Annotated in this window: 28 protein-coding genes; 2 read left to right on the top strand and 26 right to left on the bottom strand. The window is 70.9% G+C overall.

What is annotated here, in order from left to right; translation table 11 throughout:
* Positions 1 to 69 precede the first annotated feature (69 nt).
* Entirely contained in the window at positions 70 to 243 is a 174-nt protein-coding gene (locus VGE38_RS07100) for a hypothetical protein (protein WP_331141833.1), read from the top strand.
* 50 nt (positions 244 to 293) lie between these two features.
* On the top strand, positions 294 to 422 hold the full coding sequence (locus VGE38_RS07095; protein ID WP_331141832.1) for a hypothetical protein: 129 nt from the start codon (positions 294 to 296) through the stop codon (positions 420 to 422).
* On the opposite strand, the gene VGE38_RS07090 is transcribed toward VGE38_RS07095, so the two are convergent.
* The 26 genes from VGE38_RS07090 to VGE38_RS06965 all read right to left on the bottom strand — a co-directional run bounded on the left by VGE38_RS07090 (position 423) and on the right by VGE38_RS06965 (position 15,416).
* Positions 423 to 884, bottom strand: coding sequence for an ASCH domain-containing protein (locus VGE38_RS07090; protein WP_524538543.1), 462 nt, complete (start codon positions 882 to 884; stop codon positions 423 to 425).
* A gap of 11 nt (positions 885 to 895) precedes the next feature.
* Positions 896 to 1,303, bottom strand: a complete 408-nt coding sequence (locus VGE38_RS07085) for a hypothetical protein (RefSeq protein WP_331141830.1) — start codon at positions 1,301 to 1,303, stop codon at positions 896 to 898.
* The gene (locus tag VGE38_RS07080) at positions 1,300 to 1,917 is read right to left on the bottom strand and encodes a hypothetical protein (protein ID WP_331141829.1); all 618 of its coding nucleotides are present in this window, start codon (positions 1,915 to 1,917) and stop codon (positions 1,300 to 1,302) included. The genes VGE38_RS07085 and VGE38_RS07080 overlap by 4 nt, the downstream gene beginning before the upstream one ends.
* On the bottom strand, positions 1,914 to 2,123 hold the full coding sequence (locus VGE38_RS07075; protein ID WP_331141828.1) for a hypothetical protein: 210 nt from the start codon (positions 2,121 to 2,123) through the stop codon (positions 1,914 to 1,916). Before VGE38_RS07075 ends, VGE38_RS07080 begins: the two co-directional genes overlap by 4 nt.
* A complete protein-coding gene (locus VGE38_RS07070; RefSeq protein ID WP_331141827.1) occupies positions 2,120 to 2,440 on the bottom strand; it encodes a hypothetical protein in 321 nt (106 codons plus the stop codon). The genes VGE38_RS07075 and VGE38_RS07070 overlap by 4 nt, the downstream gene beginning before the upstream one ends.
* The gene (locus VGE38_RS07065) at positions 2,437 to 3,051 is read right to left on the bottom strand and encodes an HGGxSTG domain-containing protein (RefSeq protein ID WP_331141858.1); all 615 of its coding nucleotides are present in this window, start codon (positions 3,049 to 3,051) and stop codon (positions 2,437 to 2,439) included. Before VGE38_RS07065 ends, VGE38_RS07070 begins: the two co-directional genes overlap by 4 nt.
* 330 nt (positions 3,052 to 3,381) lie before the next feature.
* Positions 3,382 to 4,962, bottom strand: a complete 1,581-nt coding sequence (locus VGE38_RS07060) for a DnaB-like helicase N-terminal domain-containing protein (RefSeq protein WP_331141826.1) — start codon at positions 4,960 to 4,962, stop codon at positions 3,382 to 3,384.
* Positions 4,963 to 5,125: 163 nt separating this feature from the next.
* Positions 5,126 to 5,854, bottom strand: a complete 729-nt coding sequence (locus VGE38_RS07055) for a hypothetical protein (protein ID WP_331141825.1) — start codon at positions 5,852 to 5,854, stop codon at positions 5,126 to 5,128.
* Positions 5,851 to 6,489 carry a hypothetical protein gene (locus VGE38_RS07050; protein ID WP_331141824.1) on the bottom strand — a complete coding sequence of 213 codons (639 nt, stop codon included), beginning with the start codon at positions 6,487 to 6,489 and terminating at the stop codon, positions 5,851 to 5,853. Before VGE38_RS07050 ends, VGE38_RS07055 begins: the two co-directional genes overlap by 4 nt.
* Positions 6,486 to 7,553 carry a DUF6551 family protein gene (locus VGE38_RS07045; RefSeq protein ID WP_331141823.1) on the bottom strand — a complete coding sequence of 356 codons (1,068 nt, stop codon included), beginning with the start codon at positions 7,551 to 7,553 and terminating at the stop codon, positions 6,486 to 6,488. Before VGE38_RS07045 ends, VGE38_RS07050 begins: the two co-directional genes overlap by 4 nt.
* The gene (locus tag VGE38_RS07040; RefSeq protein ID WP_331141822.1) at positions 7,550 to 7,795 is read right to left on the bottom strand and encodes a WhiB family transcriptional regulator; all 246 of its coding nucleotides are present in this window, start codon (positions 7,793 to 7,795) and stop codon (positions 7,550 to 7,552) included. The genes VGE38_RS07045 and VGE38_RS07040 overlap by 4 nt, the downstream gene beginning before the upstream one ends.
* Complete coding sequence (locus VGE38_RS07035; RefSeq protein ID WP_331141821.1) at positions 7,795 to 7,932, bottom strand: hypothetical protein; 138 nt, start codon at positions 7,930 to 7,932, stop codon at positions 7,795 to 7,797. Before VGE38_RS07035 ends, VGE38_RS07040 begins: the two co-directional genes overlap by 1 nt.
* On the bottom strand, positions 7,929 to 8,456 hold the full coding sequence (locus tag VGE38_RS07030; RefSeq protein WP_331141820.1) for a RusA family crossover junction endodeoxyribonuclease: 528 nt from the start codon (positions 8,454 to 8,456) through the stop codon (positions 7,929 to 7,931). The genes VGE38_RS07035 and VGE38_RS07030 overlap by 4 nt, the downstream gene beginning before the upstream one ends.
* Before the next feature lie 85 nt (positions 8,457 to 8,541).
* Positions 8,542 to 9,369, bottom strand: coding sequence for a hypothetical protein (locus tag VGE38_RS07025; protein ID WP_331141819.1), 828 nt, complete (start codon positions 9,367 to 9,369; stop codon positions 8,542 to 8,544).
* Complete coding sequence (locus VGE38_RS07020) at positions 9,366 to 9,635, bottom strand: hypothetical protein (protein WP_331141818.1); 270 nt, start codon at positions 9,633 to 9,635, stop codon at positions 9,366 to 9,368. Before VGE38_RS07020 ends, VGE38_RS07025 begins: the two co-directional genes overlap by 4 nt.
* Positions 9,632 to 10,306 carry a hypothetical protein gene (locus VGE38_RS07015; RefSeq protein ID WP_331141817.1) on the bottom strand — a complete coding sequence of 225 codons (675 nt, stop codon included), beginning with the start codon at positions 10,304 to 10,306 and terminating at the stop codon, positions 9,632 to 9,634. The genes VGE38_RS07020 and VGE38_RS07015 overlap by 4 nt, the downstream gene beginning before the upstream one ends.
* A complete protein-coding gene (locus tag VGE38_RS07010) occupies positions 10,303 to 11,067 on the bottom strand; it encodes an exonuclease domain-containing protein (protein WP_331141816.1) in 765 nt (254 codons plus the stop codon). The genes VGE38_RS07015 and VGE38_RS07010 overlap by 4 nt, the downstream gene beginning before the upstream one ends.
* Complete coding sequence (locus tag VGE38_RS07005) at positions 11,064 to 11,645, bottom strand: hypothetical protein (RefSeq protein WP_331141815.1); 582 nt, start codon at positions 11,643 to 11,645, stop codon at positions 11,064 to 11,066. Before VGE38_RS07005 ends, VGE38_RS07010 begins: the two co-directional genes overlap by 4 nt.
* Positions 11,642 to 12,787 carry a recombination directionality factor gene (locus VGE38_RS07000; RefSeq protein WP_331141814.1) on the bottom strand — a complete coding sequence of 382 codons (1,146 nt, stop codon included), beginning with the start codon at positions 12,785 to 12,787 and terminating at the stop codon, positions 11,642 to 11,644. Before VGE38_RS07000 ends, VGE38_RS07005 begins: the two co-directional genes overlap by 4 nt.
* A gap of 1 nt (position 12,788) precedes the next feature.
* Positions 12,789 to 13,052 (bottom strand): hypothetical protein, encoded by a 264-nt coding sequence (locus tag VGE38_RS06995; protein ID WP_331141813.1) that lies wholly within the window; start codon positions 13,050 to 13,052, stop codon positions 12,789 to 12,791.
* Entirely contained in the window at positions 13,049 to 13,990 is a 942-nt protein-coding gene (locus VGE38_RS06990; protein WP_331141812.1) for a hypothetical protein, read from the bottom strand. The genes VGE38_RS06995 and VGE38_RS06990 overlap by 4 nt, the downstream gene beginning before the upstream one ends.
* Positions 13,987 to 14,247: a hypothetical protein gene (locus tag VGE38_RS06985; protein WP_331141811.1), complete on the bottom strand. Its 261-nt coding sequence runs from the start codon at positions 14,245 to 14,247 to the stop codon at positions 13,987 to 13,989. Before VGE38_RS06985 ends, VGE38_RS06990 begins: the two co-directional genes overlap by 4 nt.
* On the bottom strand, positions 14,244 to 14,444 hold the full coding sequence (locus VGE38_RS06980) for a hypothetical protein (RefSeq protein WP_331141810.1): 201 nt from the start codon (positions 14,442 to 14,444) through the stop codon (positions 14,244 to 14,246). The genes VGE38_RS06985 and VGE38_RS06980 overlap by 4 nt, the downstream gene beginning before the upstream one ends.
* Positions 14,441 to 14,641 (bottom strand): hypothetical protein, encoded by a 201-nt coding sequence (locus VGE38_RS06975; protein WP_331141809.1) that lies wholly within the window; start codon positions 14,639 to 14,641, stop codon positions 14,441 to 14,443. The genes VGE38_RS06980 and VGE38_RS06975 overlap by 4 nt, the downstream gene beginning before the upstream one ends.
* A complete protein-coding gene (locus tag VGE38_RS06970; protein WP_331141808.1) occupies positions 14,638 to 14,961 on the bottom strand; it encodes a hypothetical protein in 324 nt (107 codons plus the stop codon). Before VGE38_RS06970 ends, VGE38_RS06975 begins: the two co-directional genes overlap by 4 nt.
* Positions 14,958 to 15,416, bottom strand: coding sequence for an HNH endonuclease signature motif containing protein (locus VGE38_RS06965; RefSeq protein WP_331141807.1), 459 nt, complete (start codon positions 15,414 to 15,416; stop codon positions 14,958 to 14,960). The genes VGE38_RS06970 and VGE38_RS06965 overlap by 4 nt, the downstream gene beginning before the upstream one ends.
* Positions 15,417 to 15,453: the final 37 nt, after the last annotated feature.

Below are 15,453 nucleotides of genomic sequence, written 5' to 3'. Positions count from 1 at the left end.
TGGGTGGGAGTGCGTACGGTCTGGGTGAGCCGGGGGCGCAGGGCACCCGGGTACGAAGGGAGACCAGTCATGGCCAGTCAGAGCGAGGCCCGCGAGGCCATCTACGACGCCGTCGCGACGATGACGAAGAAGGCGGTCGAGCACGGGGGCCCGAGTGGAGCCGCGATGCTGCGAGACGCGGCGATCGCGTGGCGTGCTGCGGCGGGCGGGCAGCAGCCTGGTTCCTCGGTCGTGCAGAAGTAGCAGTCCCCAGGCCCGTTGCGTCCGGATCGTCATGGCCGCACCATGGTTGGGTGAGCCAGCCGCAGCCCGAGCGCGAGCCGACGACGGTCGAGGACGTCGAGGCGTGGCGGGATCTGCAGGACGTGCTCGAGGAGCGGGATCGCGAGTGGTGGGCCGGCGACCCGGACAACGAGTACTGATCACGCCGGCACCTGCTCTCGGATCTGGGCGAGCAGCGCGTCCTCAGGCGTCCACAGCCCGAGCCGGCCGCGCGCGGGGATCGGCTCGGCGAGCGGCCGCGGGTTCTCGAGCACCAGGTGGACGACGTCTCGGCGGGTGCGGCCGCCGTGCTCGACGTACTCCACCTCGCCCCACGGCTTGCAGCAGCCGACGTCTTCGGGGTCGCCGTAGCACCAGTGCGCGTCGACCATGTCGACCACGCCGATGATCGCGCCAAGCGCCTCGCAACCGCGGATGTCGGAGAGCGGCACCTCGTGCGGGCGGCGGTGGAACGCGGCGTCGATGAGCGGGCTCTCGACGCCGCGCTGGCTGATGCGCGAACCCGCGTGGATGGCGAGCGGGCCGCGGTACGACCACGCCTGGGTGCGGTTCTCGACGTCCTTCCCGCCGTGCACGATGGCCCACGCCCACGGCTGCTGCACCGTCAACGCCCTCACAGTGCGGCCTCGCTGGTGCCGCTGCGCTTCTCGAGGTCGTAGAGCACCGACCACACGCGGTTGTTGCCAATCGCTCGGACGTCGTGGTCGAGGTCGGAGTACTGCAGGCTGGCCAAGTCGCGCAGGTCCTTCGGTGTCGTGTGCGTGGTGTAGAGCGCGAGGTCGAGCACGGTGAGGCGGTCCTCGGCCTTGCGTCGCCAGGTCACGTTCGACAGGCAGGGGCCGTGGTAGTGCTTGCCGTCGCGGTTGCCGTTCGCGTGGCGGGGATCCATGGACCAGCGGAACCGGTGGCCGCACTCGGCGCAGCGGTCGACGCGGTAGCCGTTGGCCTTGAACCGACGCCACCACGGCGCGATCCGGCCGAGGCGCAGCAGCCGACGGACCCGCGCACGCAGGCGCCTCATCGTGCACGCTCCCAGCCGGCGTCGGTCAGCAGCCGCGCCATCACGGCCTCGCTCACGGTCACGAGCCCGTCCGCGGTCACCTCGACGTGCGTCTCGCCGGCGTGCGGGTCACCCGGGTTGATCCACGTCTCCGAGGTCTGGTGGTAGTGCTCGCCCTCGTTCTGGCAGTCGACCCACGAGCAGGGACCCTGGCGGCACCGGTCGCCGTGCCGGTTCTTCACGCAGCGGCCCGCGACGTGGATGTGCTGGAGGTACGCATACGCGATCGCGCTCGGCTCCTCGGCGAACTCGACGGGTGAGGTGTCGGCCTCGGATCCGGCCCAGACGGTCATCGAGTGCATGACCATCCGCGGCGTGTACTGGATGAGCTCGATGAACCCGCCGGCGGCGAGGACCTCGAGCTGGTCGAGGGTGGGGCGCCAGTAGTCAGCGAAGAGAGGGTAGCCGTCCTGGAAGCCGGCAAGTGCCTCGACGGTGCCGCAGTCTTGGTCGGAGATACCGGGAGGCGGGCCGATGCGCAGAGCCTGGAGGTGCGGCCGGGTGGCCGCGGCTTCGGGTGGGACCGGGACGGGGCTCATCGCGTGGGTGCTGGTGGTTGGGGTCTGGTCGGTCATCGGTTCTCCTGGGTGTCGAGGTGGGTCAGCAGGTCGTCGGTGTCGTCGGGCTGGGCGGTGTCGTCGGGGCGCTCGAGGTAGCGGTCGACCTCCCGGGCCAGCGCCCGGAACACGGCGCGGTCCTCGCGCGAGAGGTGGATGTTGCGCTGGGTGATCGGGCCACCCATGCGTTTGCAGTGGTCGCGGAACTGGGTCAGGTCGCTCACGAGCGCCTCCCTCGCGGGTACCAGCGCAGCCAGATCACGTGCACGTCCGCCGGCGGGACCGCGTGCTTCGGCAGCCGCAGGACCTGCATCTGGTAGCGATTCACCTGGGCGTGGCGGCGGGACCTGACCAGACGCACGTCGTCGACGAGGTAGCGCGAGCCGGCCTCGGTCGCCACCCAGTCGCCCCGCATCGGGGCGGAGTCCTCGGGCTGCAGGTCGATGTAGAGCCCGCAGTGCCCGCCGACCTCGAGGACCTGGTCGTCAGCGTCGACGACGTGTGACGGCGTGGGGTTGCGAACGTGAGGCGGAGGCTTCATGCCGCACCGCCGGCCTCGAGCTGCTCCGGCCCACGACCCAACCCCGACAGGAACGCCCGGATCGCGACCTCACGAGCAGCCGGCGACAGACCACCAGGCACCTCGCCGTGCAGCGCGTCCAGCATCAGCCGCACCGCCGCGACCACGATCTCCGCCTGCGCCGCCTGGATCTCCACCTGCCGCTCAGCGATGCCCAGGCTGGCGAGCCGGTCCGAGGACTTGATGACCTTGTCCAGCAGCCGGTCGAGCAGCACGACCTCAGCACGCAGCTGCGACATGGACTCCCCGGTCGCGACCTTCCCGTTGAGGTCGTTCACCCGAGCACCCACCGTGTCGGCCATGTGCTCGAGCGCAGCCGCCGACCGGGCCAGCAGGTCGATCGGGTCCTTCACCGGTTCGATGTCCGCCAGGCCTGGCCACAGCTCACGGACCGCCGCGTCTGCCTTCGCCTCGGCTTGGCGCTGCTCGGCGTTCTCTTGGGCGCCCTTCGACTTCCCGCCGTGCATCTTGCAGACCCGCTGCCCGGTCATCCGAGGCTGACCGCACGGCTGCCCGTCGCGACGGTGCGCCAGACACCTGGCATGGGGTAGGCCGCACCGCTCGCAGGGCATGGGCTCGTTGCCGACGGGGGTGGTCATGAGCAGGCCTCGGCGTGGGGTCGGCACTCGGAGCAGAGGTCGGGTTCGATCCAGTAGCAGGGCTGGTTGAAGGCGTTGAGGCAGGCTGCCCAGTCGGTGCAGCCGCAGACCCTGCAGGTGCGCGTGTCGGTGGAGGTGTCCGACGCACCCGACGCACTGGTTGCCGACGCACCGGCGGAGGGCTCGCTCGGTGCGTCGGTCCCGTAAGGGTGGGGACCGACCGACGCACCGGACTCGCGCATGCCCTGGGAGGGCTGATCCGACGCACCGCCGACGCACCGCCGACGCACCGGGTGGGGGGTGTCAGAGCTGGGGCTGAGCAAGGTCATCTTCGGCCTCTCGGTAGGGGATGGCGAGGGTGTGCTGCCAGGACCGGTTGAGGCCCTTGGTGCGGACGATGTGGCCCTCGGTGATGAGGATGGTGAGGGCGTCGCGGATGTACTTCGCGGTGCCGGGGATGGCGGCTTCGATGTCGCGGCCGGTGCACTGGGGGTGCTCGGCGACGTAGGCGGCGACCTTCTCCATGTTGGTGGTGGGTCGGAAGGTGCCGTCGGCGTTCTTGGGGGCTTCCATGCGGCCGATGGACCAGGTGGTGACGTGGGAGAGGGTGGAGTCGAGGACGAAGTCGCCGGCGTATCCGCCGCCGCTGCTCTTGCGGAGCTCGCCGGTGCGGTCCTTCTCGATCCGGAGGGTCATGCGGCCGATGCCGCCGGGGACGGGCTGGGTGCGTGCTTCGACGCGGATGTATGCGCCGTCGGTGGCGCGCTTCTTGGCGGTGCCGCCGATGGCGTAGCCGGTAGAGCGGGCGTCGGCAGACTTGGGGAGGTGGTCGACGTGGATGACGCAGGAGCCGACCTTGGCGGGTGGCATGACGATCTCGCGGAGGGCGGCGGTGATCTCGTCGTTGTCGACGGACTTCACGCCGAGCATGGGGAGGACTTCGCCGATGGAGTCGAGGAGGAAGACGTCGGGGGCGAGGGTGGTGACGTCGCGGACGGCGGCGCGGAGCTCGTCGGCGTCGTCGGGTTCGTAGTAGCGGAACCGGTCGGGGTCGGCGAGGTGTTCGATGCGGGCGCCGAGGAGCATGAGGCGGGCGACGGTGTGGTCCTGGCCGTTGTGGTCGACGTCGACCATGGCGAAGAGGCCGCCTTCGTGCATGGCTTCGACGCCGGCGACGAGGCCGAGCCAGGTCTTGCCGCTCTCGGGGTCGCCGAAGACGCCGTTGACGCGGCCCTTGTAGAACAGGGCGGTGCCGTCTAGGCGTCGGGCGTAGACGGGTGGTGGGTTGGTGGGTGCGACGCCGGAGAGGACCCAGGTGAGGTCGGCGAGGCCGGTGGTGTTGGTGCGGGTGCCGCCGGCGTAGGTAGCGGCGCGTTCGAGGGCGTCGGCGGCGTCGCAGAGGAGTGCGTCGAGCTGGTCGGGGTCGGGGTTGGTGAGGGCGCGGCCGAGGTCGGAGTAGGCCTTGACGGCGGCGCGGATGCGGGTGTGGTCGCGGACGATGCGGACGTACTGGTCGACGAGCGCGGGGGTGGAGGGGGTGGCGAGGACGTCGACAAGCGCGCGGACGGCGTCGGGCTGCTTGGCCTTGACGAGGGCGGCGTTGAGGACGACGGGGTCGGGGTGTGCGCCGTCGTGCTCGAGGAGCTGGTGCCAGGTGTTCCAGATGGTCTCGTGGGCGGTGAGGTGGAAGTCGGTGCTGGTGATGTCGCCGGCGAGCTGGCCGGCTGCGTCTGGGTCGACGATGACGGCGTTGAGGAGCGCGCGTTCGGCGAGTGGGTCGTGTGAGGAGACGCGGCCGGGGTGGTCGTACTCAGGGTCGTAGGGCGGCTCGTCGGTGACGGGCCGCAGGTGTGGGGGACGGGTTGGTGGTCCGTCGTGGGTCACTGGCGCCTCGATCGTCGTTGTCTGGCGTGTGGGCGTGGGGTTGGGCTCGGGGAGCAGGTGCACCGGGGCTGACGAAGGCGACCGCCCCTTGTTGGGTGTCCTTCGGTCCACGGCGTCGTGTAGGTCCGGCGGCGTGGTGGCGTTGACTCCCCGAGCCCAGGTCTCAGGTGGTGGCGGGCACGGTGAAGGGGTCGCTGGTGACGCTGAGACCGGTCTCGCCGACGAAGCGGTGGATCTCGTCCTCGAAGGGGGCTCCGCAGAGGCAGACGTCGTCGGGGCCGGCGTCGTAGGCGTGCGGGCCGTCGAAGAGCGGGTCGCCATCTGCGTACGCCTCGTCGATGGCCTCGGCCGCCTCCTCCGCGCGCTCGTCGTCGAGCTGGTTCTGCTCGTCGAAGCCGGACACGTCGAGCGCGGGCTCCGCGGGGTTCTCCGGGTCGTCGGGCTGGTCGAGGACGTCCTGCTGGGAGTGCTGGGCGGAGGCCTCGACGCTGCCGCAGACGTCGCAGATGGGGTTGTCCTGGCTGGCGTCGACGGGCAGGAACGGGTGTGGTCGGAAGTGCTGTCCGGAGGCCATGACGTCGGCGACGGTGCGCTCCTGGCCTTCGGTGGTGGTGCCGGTGTGTCCGTCGAGGCCGCGGTTGTAGTAGAGGGTCTGGGTGAGCTCGCGGAGGTGGTCCTCGAGGTCGATGTTGTCGGCGACCTCGAGCTGGGTGATGACGAGCTCGATGCCGCGCTTGCCGTCGAGGTTGGGGCCGTGCTTGTCGACGACCTGGAGCTCGATGATGGCCTTGAGGTTGGCGCCGACGTTGTTGAAGAGCCGGGCGGCGAGGTCTTCGGTGAAGCCGGTGCCGTCGAGGCCCTTGGCGCGGATCTTGGCGGTGGTGTCGGTCATGCGGCCGTGTCTCCTTGGTTGTTGTCGAGGTAGCGGTGAGCGCGCCATCCGGTGAGGCGCTCGAGGTCTTGTAGGGAGCGGCCGCGGTCGAGCCAGGCCGCAACGACCGCACGGCGCTCGGCGGGGTTGGCGGACCGGGCTGGGGACGCGTCGCCGGCGAGGATGCGGACGACGACGACCTCGTCGACGTCATGCCGCGCGCCGGTCGGCAGGCACGGCGCTGGGTCGTTGTCGATGTCGTTCCACGCGAGGGGCGGCGCCCAGCCGTTGGCGGCCGCGCGGCGCACGGCGCGGATGGACGGGCCTGGGGTCATGCTGAGGCGGTCGTAGACCTCGGCGATGCGCTCGGCGGTGTCGCGGCGGATGGTGTCGCGTCGGGTGAGCTGCCAGACCTGACCGCAGGGCATGAGGTCGAGTGCGGGCCAGGGCCAGCCGATGGCCGCGAGCGCGCGGAGGCGGCGGATGGATCCGGTGGAGTCGACGAGTCGGGGGCCGCGGCCGCTGAGGAGGTCGAGCTGCCGCTCCTGCTCGTACTTGGCGACGGCGCGCTTGCACGCCGCGCACGGCTGCTCGCCGTCCTCGCGGTGCACTGAGTAGCCGCGCGGGGTGCCGTGGCGCGGGTCGTCGGGGGTCACTCGAGCCCCTCCGGCTTGGTGGGGGCTCCGGGCTCGCCGGCCGCGACGAACGCGGCGACGAGCGCCTTGCCCGCGCGGGCGTGGTAGGTCGAACCGTTGAAGCGGGTCTCGCTGGCCCAGGCCTTGGCGGCGGCCCGGTACTCCTCTTCGTACTTCGCCTTCGTGGTCTTGGCCTTGGAGACGGGCTTCACGCGGGAGAAGAACGCCTCGAGCTTGGGGCCCTTGGAGACGTTGTACCGCTCGACGATGACGTGGCCGACGAGCCGGTCGACCGTGCCCTTGTGGAGCTCGCGGACGGCAGCCGCTCGTGCGGCGAGCTGGCGGGGAAGGATGCCTGCGAGCTCGGTGATGAGCCGCTCGACGTCCAGCTCGTCGCGCGTGTAGGCGTTCAGCACGTGACCGAGCCCGTGGAGGATGTGGCCGTCCATGCCGTTCTGGTCGTCGGGCCATGCGGCGCGGGTGATGCCGATGACCTCCTCGAGCAGCGGGAGGCCGTTGAGCTCGACGAGCTTCTCGGCGGTGCGGGTGGCGCGGAAGACGTTGCCGCCTCCGCGGAGGGAGACGACGAGCCCGTGGCGGTCGAGGAGGGCCTCGATGTCGCGGACGATGGGGTCGCCGGCGCCGCGGCGGGCGAGCCAGCGGTCCCAGCCGGTCAGCTGCTTCCTGGTGGTGTTGAGCTCGTGGTAGAGCTTGGCCTCTTGGTCGATCGTGAGGCCGGTGTGCACGCGGCAGGGGAGGTGCGGGGCGACCTGTCCGAAGGAGCGGTCGCGGACGGTGGCCCAGCGGTGCTGGCCGTCGAGGATCGCGTATCGCGGGGCGGTGTCAGGCCCGCGGTCGGCGACTTCGACGATGCCGACGAGCGCGAGTCGGAACTCTCGGGCCATCTTGACGACGCGCTTCTCGTCGAGCTCGCGTTGGTAGGTGTGGTCGGCGAAGAGGTCCTCGATGGGCAGGGCGGTGACGTACGGCTCCTGGACCTCGGGGAGGCGTGTTCCGTCGGGCTGGTCGTACTCGTGCTCGAGGACGTCGTCGAGGGCGGCGTCGAGGTCGATGCTGGTGGTCATGCTGGCTCCTTGCTGGCGTGGCGGCGCACCAGGGCGTCGCGCTGTTCTGGTGTGGTGCCGGCCCAGATGCCGTGCTCGCGGTGGGTGAGGGCCCAGGCGAGGCAGTCGCGGATGGCGGGGCAGCGTCGGCAGATGTTGCGGGCCTGCTCGGTCTCCCACTCCTCGAAGGAGAAGAAGGCGTCGGGGTTGCTGGTGTCGGCGCAGGCAGCGCCGTCCAGCTCGGGGACTTCGGTGAGGAACATCAGCAGGTCACCTCGTCGAGGCGGGTTCCGCAGACACGGCAGTGGCGGCCGTCGATGTCCGGTTGGTGTGGTCCGGAGGCCATGCAGCCGGCGGGGGTGAGCCAGTAGCGGATGTCCTGCTCGTCGCGGGTGGTCACGGGAACAGCACCTCCTCGGCGGGGGTCTCCCCGGCCGCGGTGACGGGGGAGGCACCGTCGGCCGGGGAAACGTTGAGGGGGCGCACGGTGATGCGTGCGCCGGTGGCGGCGTTGGCGTAGTACTTGCGCCCGGTCACGATGGCGACCTGGGCGTCGTCGCGGTAGATGCCGGCCTCCTTGAGGCCGTCGAGGGTGGAGCGGAGGAGCTTGTCGGCGTCGGGCTTCTTGTCGACGTGGGTGGGGGCGTTGGCCTTGAGGACGCCGGCGTTGCGGCCGGTGCCGAAGTGGTAGCCGGGCCGGGGGAGGTAGAAGTCGATGACGACCTCGAGGGGGCCGGTGAAGGGCAGCTGGTCGAGTGCGGGGACCACCTCGTGGAGGTCCTCGACGGCGGACTTCACGTCCTGGCGCCAGGGCTTGACCTTCTTCGAGGACTCGGCCATGACGGCGCGGCCGTTGACGACGAAGGCGCGCTTGGAGCCCTGTGGTGCCGGCGCGCCGACGACGTTGATGGTGAGCTCGTTCATGGTCGGCTCCGTGGGTCGCCGCGGAAGAGGGCGAGGTAGGTGATGGCGATCGCCGCGATGACGACGAGGGCGAGGACGGCGCGGGTCATGCGTCCTCCCAGGGGGTGACCTGGCGGCGGACCTTGGTGACGCGTGTGCCGGGGCGGTCGGCTGCGATGTTGCGGTCGGCGTGGGCCTCGGAGGGGACGGGGCTGGTGAAGCCGTCGAGGTGTGGGGCGTTCGGGTAGTCGACCCGGATGCCCCACTCGGTCATCTGCTCCCCGGCCTCGGCGCGTGCCTTGGCCAGCGACCACTCGACGAGGTCGAACACGCCCATGCCAGTGTCGGGCGGGTTGAGGTGTGCGACGGCCTCGTGGATCTGACGAATGATGCCGCGCTGCCCCTCGGCCTCACCGTCGTTCCACCCCCTGCGCCACTCGGTCTTCCGATCGGCGAGCAGGTCGGCGACATGTGCACCAAAGTCGGCACCTGCCCAGCCGCAGGCGCACGCCCATTGCTCGCCGTCGGTGCCTTCGTCGAAGACGGCTCCCGGTCGGTGTTCCACGTCTCCGGTGCCTGGATCACCGGGGGCAGGGATGTTCAGAATCTCTGCCAGCGCACCCACGGCTCCATCGAAGTCACCCTTGATTGCGTCCCCGGCGTCCGGGGTGGTGGGGCAGTCGCACACGATGTAGCCGCAGCCGGAGCGGCCATGATCCTCGACGTCGTGCCCGCACGCACATCGCTCGCCTGCCGTGGGGTCAGCCTCGGGGACTGGGCGAGAGGCGAGGAGTGCGCGAAGCTCATCGGCGGCCTCGCTCAGGCTTCCCTCGCGCAGCGGGTTGCCGTGTTCGTCGCAGACATCCCACCCGTCAGCCAGCGCCTCCAGGGCCACCCGCAGCCCGCCCGCCTCACTCATGCCGTGCGCGCTCACCGGGCAGCGCCTGCCATGTCGCCGCCTGCCAGGTCGCCGCCGTCGAGCACGTGCTGCGCCCGGAGGCGGGCGGCCTCCAGCTGGAAGCGGGCGAACCCGGGCCGGTCGGCGCGGATGGACGCGATCGCGTCGTCGACGCCAGCGGCGAGGATGAGGTCAGCCTGAACGTCGCGCGCCAAGGCAAGGTCGACGTCGACGGCTCCGAGGAGCATGTCGATCGTGTCGAGCACGGCCTCGGCCGCGGTGACAGCGGCGGTCGTGGTCATCGGTCACCCCCAGTGGTCGTACGCGGACGCTGGTTCGCGCGCTGCTCAGCGGCGGTCGCCCACCGGCAGTTCTCCGGCGAGTACGGACCGTCGTTGTCGACGCGGTCGATCGACAGCCCCTCCGGCCGCGGACCCATGTCCTCGTAGAAGGCGGCGAACGAGTCACGCCACCGCTGACACACGGTGATCCCGCGGCCGCCGTACTTGTGGAAGCCGGTGTCGTTGGGGTTGTGGCAGCGGCTGACCATGCCCCGCCAGATGGCCCACTCGGGGGTGTACCGCATGCCGTGGGTGGTCATCCGCTCAGCGGCGAGCTCGCGCTGCAGGCACCCACACGAGAGGGTGATGCCCTGGCGTGCATTCGTCCCGATCACGACAGTGGAGGCGCCGCAGTCGCAGTCGGAGCGCCAGCGGGAGTGCCCGTCAGGAGAGGACTCCACCTGCTCGACGAGGACCAGGCGCCCGAATCGCATGCCTGCGCTGATGACGTGGTGGGTTGTCCCGCGGCAGTCCGTGCACGCGTCGCGCTTCGACCACTGGCTCAGCCGCCAGCGGACGACGTTCCCGCAGTCGCACCGCGCGACTACCGGCCCCGCGGAGACACGGTCCTCGATGACGACCATGCTGCCCTTGCGGGTGCCTGCCGTGATGACCTTGATCGGGCTGCTCATGCCGGCACCCCCACTCGCGGGCCGCAGCATCGGTCGGTGTGCAGGGGCCAGGAGCCGCAGCACCCATCGTGCTCGGTGCCCTTCTTGTCGAAGTACTCCCGCAGGCCGTCCATCTGCTGCCGCTTCCAGCCGACCTGCGCCTGGTGCAGCGCCGCGAGGGTCATGCCGGGGAACTTCCGGGCGTGCTTGGTCATGATCGCCGGCCACAGCAGGCACGCCGCGAGGGCGTCGGCGCCGGAGTCGTGGGCGTCGTCGAGCCGTACGCCGTAGGTCGTGCACAGCTGCTCGAGCTTCCGGCCTCCCTTGCGGTAGGGGTCGGCGTGCTTGTCGAGGACCATCACGTCGACGACCGGCTGGATCTTCGAGTGGCCACTCATCCGGTCGACGAGGGTGGGGACCTCGAGGCGCCGGTTCTCCGTCTCGAGGAGCGTCAGGTCGTAGGAGAGGTTCGCCCCGACGATCGGGATGCCGCGGCCCATCGCGGTGGCCAGCCGCCCGGAGATCTCGAAGAGAGCCTGCGAGGGGTCGGTGTGGGTGGCTTCGGCGATCGCGCGCTGGCGGGTGTAGCCGTGCACCGCGGCGGCGCCCTCGGGGATGTCGATGCCGGGGTCGACGACGTAGGAGGTGAGGTGCCGCTTGGTGCCGTCGGCCCAGATCGCGACGAGGGCGGCGGTGACGATGCGGTCGCCGAAGACGTCGACGCCGGTGGTCTCCAGGTCGAAGCCGAGCATGTCCCAGCCGGCCCACTTCGAGGCGGTCATGCCGCACCCCCGAGTCGAGCAGGGAGCGCCGAGCACTTCCGCCAGTCGTTGGCCGGAGCGCACGAAGGGCAGTCCGCCTTGACGCACCACGCGGGGCGACAGACGCAGTCGTCTGGCGCCGCGACCAGCGCGGCGAGGTCCTCCTGCGCCAGGAGCAACATCCTCTGCGCGTGGGCGGCGTCGGCCTCGGCCTCCGCGACCTTCGCGCGGGCGTTCTCGATCATGACCTCGCGCGCCGGCTTCGCGCCCTTCCGGACGTACAACCGCTGCTCCAGTCGGTGCTGGCTGGTCACGCGGCCGCGGTCGTCCGGCGCGTAACTCATCCACTTCTCGATGTCAGGGCGCCACCGGTCGAGCTCGTCGAACTCCGCGAGGTTGAACACGAACTTCGCGGTGGCGCGCTCGGTCTCCGTGAGGAGGTGCCGTTCGGTGCCGCTGCCCCAGAAGGTGTCGAAGGCACGTCCCTCGTCGTCGACGACAGCCAGTCCTTCGAGGCACCAGTAGGCGTCACGCTCGCCGCGCGCGGCACGGTCGGAGGTGTAGGTGATGACGTCGCTAGGACGCAGGCCGCCGGTCATGCGGCACGCTCCACGAGGATGTTGAGGTACGCCTGCAGCTCCTCGCCGGACGCCTCGCTGACCTTGTTCGGGCCGTCGACGTCGCCGCCGTTGAGGAACCCGGCGACGTCCTGCTCGATGTCCGGGAGCGTCATGCCGCGCTGACCGCCGGCCTTGAGGATGTCGTCCCACACCTGGTCGGCGTCCGGACCCACGGTCTCGGTCGCGACGCTCTCGGCCTCGGCGGCGTCCCAGTCCTTCTTCACCGAGTCGGCCTCGAGGGCCACGATCCGGTCGAGCGCGGCCTTCTTCGCGGGGTGCTCGTCGAGGTCGTGCTGGTGGAGGTACGCCACCATCTGGCGCAACGCAGTGAGGTCGGCGGCGGCGATCTGCTCGGGCGTCGGGATGACAACCTGCGGCGCCTCGGCGGGCTGCTCCTGCTTCGGCGCCTCGATCGCAGCCGGGCCGGTGCTGGCGCCCTCGAGCGCCGGCGCGCCGTCCTTGCCGCCGACGATCTCGACGAGCCGCTGCTTGGTGACGTGCAGGTCGAGGAACGGCACGACGTAGCGCGAGGTCTGCGGGCCCTTGTCGGTCTGGATGATCGACGACCTCTCGGCGAGACCGAGGGTGGCCGGGACCAGGTCGCCGACGTGCATCGCGAGCTCGGCCATCGAGGGGAGCTCGGCGGCGGCGTTCCAGCCCTTCGACTCCATCCGCCACACGCCGAGGGACTCGATCTCCGACAGCATCACCGAGAGGCGGGTGGTGGGCTTGTCGATCGCGGCGAGGTGGTTGGGGTCCTGCGGGTCGCAGTAGTTCCCGGCAACGTCCTTCTCGCCGTCGCAGCGGTGCTGGCAGCCGCCCTTGGTCCAGAACTCGTGCCACTGGGAGAAGCCGCCCTTGACGACGATGACGGGGATGGCGGCGGCCTCGGAGAGGACCTCGAACTCGGCCTTGCCGTCGTTGTCCCACGGCCGCGCCTCGCCGCCGTACTGGGCGGCGATCTCGGTGATGAGGCGCTCGGAGGGGCTGGTGAAGCGGAACCGCTCGAGCTTGCCGGGGCGGGTGTAGGTGGAGCCGTCCTGGCGGGTGCCGGTGATCTTGGCGCCGAGGCGGATCCGGCCCTGCTCGGCCATGCGGCGCTGGGTGGTGATGATGGGCATGTCAGTCGTCCTTCGTGTCGATGGGAGCGAGGGAGAAGGCGATGCCGGGGCCGTCGTCGCCGAGCAGGCGGATGTAACCGCCCTCGTCGCCGATCTCGACCTCGAACCGCATGAGGTCGAGCTCGCGCGCGATCTCCCTGGCGATGTGCTCGAGGGGCTCAGTGCCTTCGGGCACGGCGATCTCGACGGAGGCGTCGCGACCGTGGCGCACGCTGAGCACGTTGCGTGTGCGACCGTGGAATGTGGCGAGGTAGGCGACCATCACGAGGCCTTCCGCGCCGGCTCGTCGACGACCGGAGCGTCGACCTGCTCCCACGCCTTCACGTCCTGGCTGTGGAACAGCCGCTGCAGCGTCACCGCCGCGACGAACGCCTTGTGCACGTCCCGGCCCGACGGCTGCGGGATGAACGCGTGCGCGGTCGGCCGCCAGTTGAGGATCGCGGCGCCCTCGAACTTCGGGACCTTGACCACTGTCTCGTCGGGGAGCACCGCCTCGTCGGCGAACCGCAACCCTGCGAGCTGCAGCGGCTGGTCGGCGTACACGACGTTCGCGGCCTTCTTGAGGCTGCTCTTCCCGTCGATCAGCCAGAGCTTGCGACGCGACCACGACGTGAAGGTCGTCTTGCCGGTGGCCTCGTCGTACGCCAGCGGCAGATGGAGCCACAGGTCACCGGTGCCGGCGTACTCGTGCTTCCACGACACGACCGTGGTCTCGGCGGCCTCGACGTGCTTGTCGAGGTCGATGCGCCACCGGTCGAGGAACAGCAGGTGCTGGTGTACGAACGGCTCGACGTCGGGGTCGTAGGGCAGCGGCTCGTTGAGCACGTGCGCGTGTGCGTGGCGGTGGACGCGGTCGCCGAGGTCGGCGGCCTTCTCCCACTCGTTCTTGTGCTCGGCCTTGATGGCGGCGGTCACGCAGAACCGGCAGTGGCCACACCGGTCGGCGACCCGTGCCCTGGCGCACGGGCCATCCGGGTCCTGGCGCGAGGTCGCGACCATGAGCGGTAGCCGGTCCCACGCCGCGGCCGCGGTGGCCTTCGCGGCCGCCGGCACGAGGGCGGGCTTGGCGATCACGGACTGCGCGTTGGTGACGGACATGAGGCCGTCACCGGTGGCGCGCTCGAGGGGGCAGCCCTCGCGGCCGCACGACCCGTAGTAGCGGCCCTTGCCGCGGATGTCGCGGGCGTGGAGCGGGGCGGTCATCGGAGGTCCTCCTGTGCCTGCGCGTCGCGCCAGGCGTCGTACGCGGCCTGCTCGGCCAGGTCGGCGGCGTGGTCGTGCCGCAGCCACTGGCAGGCGCTGCAGGGCGACGTCGCGAGGCAGGACGGGCAGAGCGTGTGGGTGCCGCAGTCGGTGAGCTCGACGACCTCGAGCAGGTCCAGGCAGCCGGTGCAGGCACCGACCTCAACCTCTTCGTCGTCGGGGTAGGACCGGGTGGCCGGGGCGATCGCGATCGTCATGACGCCACCTCGAGCTGCGCCTGGGCGGCGACGTCGGCACGGCGGGCCTTCGCGTCGGCGGCCGCGGCGTCGACGTAGCCCTGCCACACGTCGTCGAGCGGCGGTCCCTCGGTGTGCATGTCGGGGTCGTGCGGGTCGAAGCCGCGCGAGATCGCGGCGTCGAGGCGGGACTCCGTGTAGGTGTCGATCACGATCATCGCGAGCTCCTCGGGGCCTTGCGGTGCGACGGCACGGGCTGGGAGACGTAGAGCGCGTCGCCGTACTCGCGCTCCTCGGCGGTGCGTGCCAGCAGTGCGGCGCGACGTCGGGCGCGGGCCCGCTGGATCCGCGACGGCAGCCACGTCACCGCGGCGGTGACGCCGAGCAGGCCGCCAGCCAGGTCGTAGCCGTTCATGCCGACACCGCCTGCATCGCGGGCATCTCGGCGCGGCGGGTGTAGCGCAGCTCGACCTTCACCTGGCCCAACAGGCCGGGGAGCCGGCCGGAGGCGTGCACGCGCTCGAGGTCGGTGCCGACGATCGGGACGACGACCTCGTCGTCGACGTGGAGGGTGTCGAGCCACTCGTTCTTGCCGAAGATCAGCCAGACCCGCATGCCGCCGTCGCGGAGCTCGATGGACTCAGGTGCGGGGAGGCCGTGCTCAACGAAGTGGTCGACGACGGCCTTGTAGCCGACCGCGGCAGTCGCGCGCACCGGGGCGTCGAGGGCGGTCATGCCGACACCGCCTGACGGTCGCGACGCGTGAGCTGGCAGGTGCGGCAGAGGCGCCCACCGTCACGCTGTCGGTAGGTGTTCTCCGGGGTGTAAGGGTGGTTCCGGGGGCAGTGGGTCTTGGCCAGGTTGAGGGCGGCCGGCGCGATCGGAGAGCGCAGGACGTTCTCGCGGTGCGTGACGACGTCCAGGTGCTGGGGGCGGATGCAGTGCCGGACCCGGCAGGTGTGGTCGATGACCTTGCCGGTCGGGATGGCGTCGACGAGCACGGTGTAGGCGACTCGGTGGGCGCCGCGCTGGATGGTGCCGGTGTCGTCGAGCCAGGTCATGCGGCCGTAGCCGGCGTTGGTGAGCGGTCCGAGCCAGACGACGCAGCCGCTGGCGATGTAGGCGGACCGCTCGGCGAGGACTGCGACGACTTCGTCGTGCGTCCGTCGACGGTTGCCGATGGGGTTCACTAGAATCTCCTCAGTTCGTGGGGCCTGGTGACTCAGC

This window comes from Nocardioides sp. (assembly GCF_036405735.1).
In the GTDB taxonomy this organism is placed as follows: domain Bacteria; phylum Actinomycetota; class Actinomycetes; order Propionibacteriales; family Nocardioidaceae; genus Nocardioides.
The sequence above is the reverse complement of the archived record's forward strand: the minus strand, read 5'-3'. Positions and strand labels throughout refer to the sequence as shown.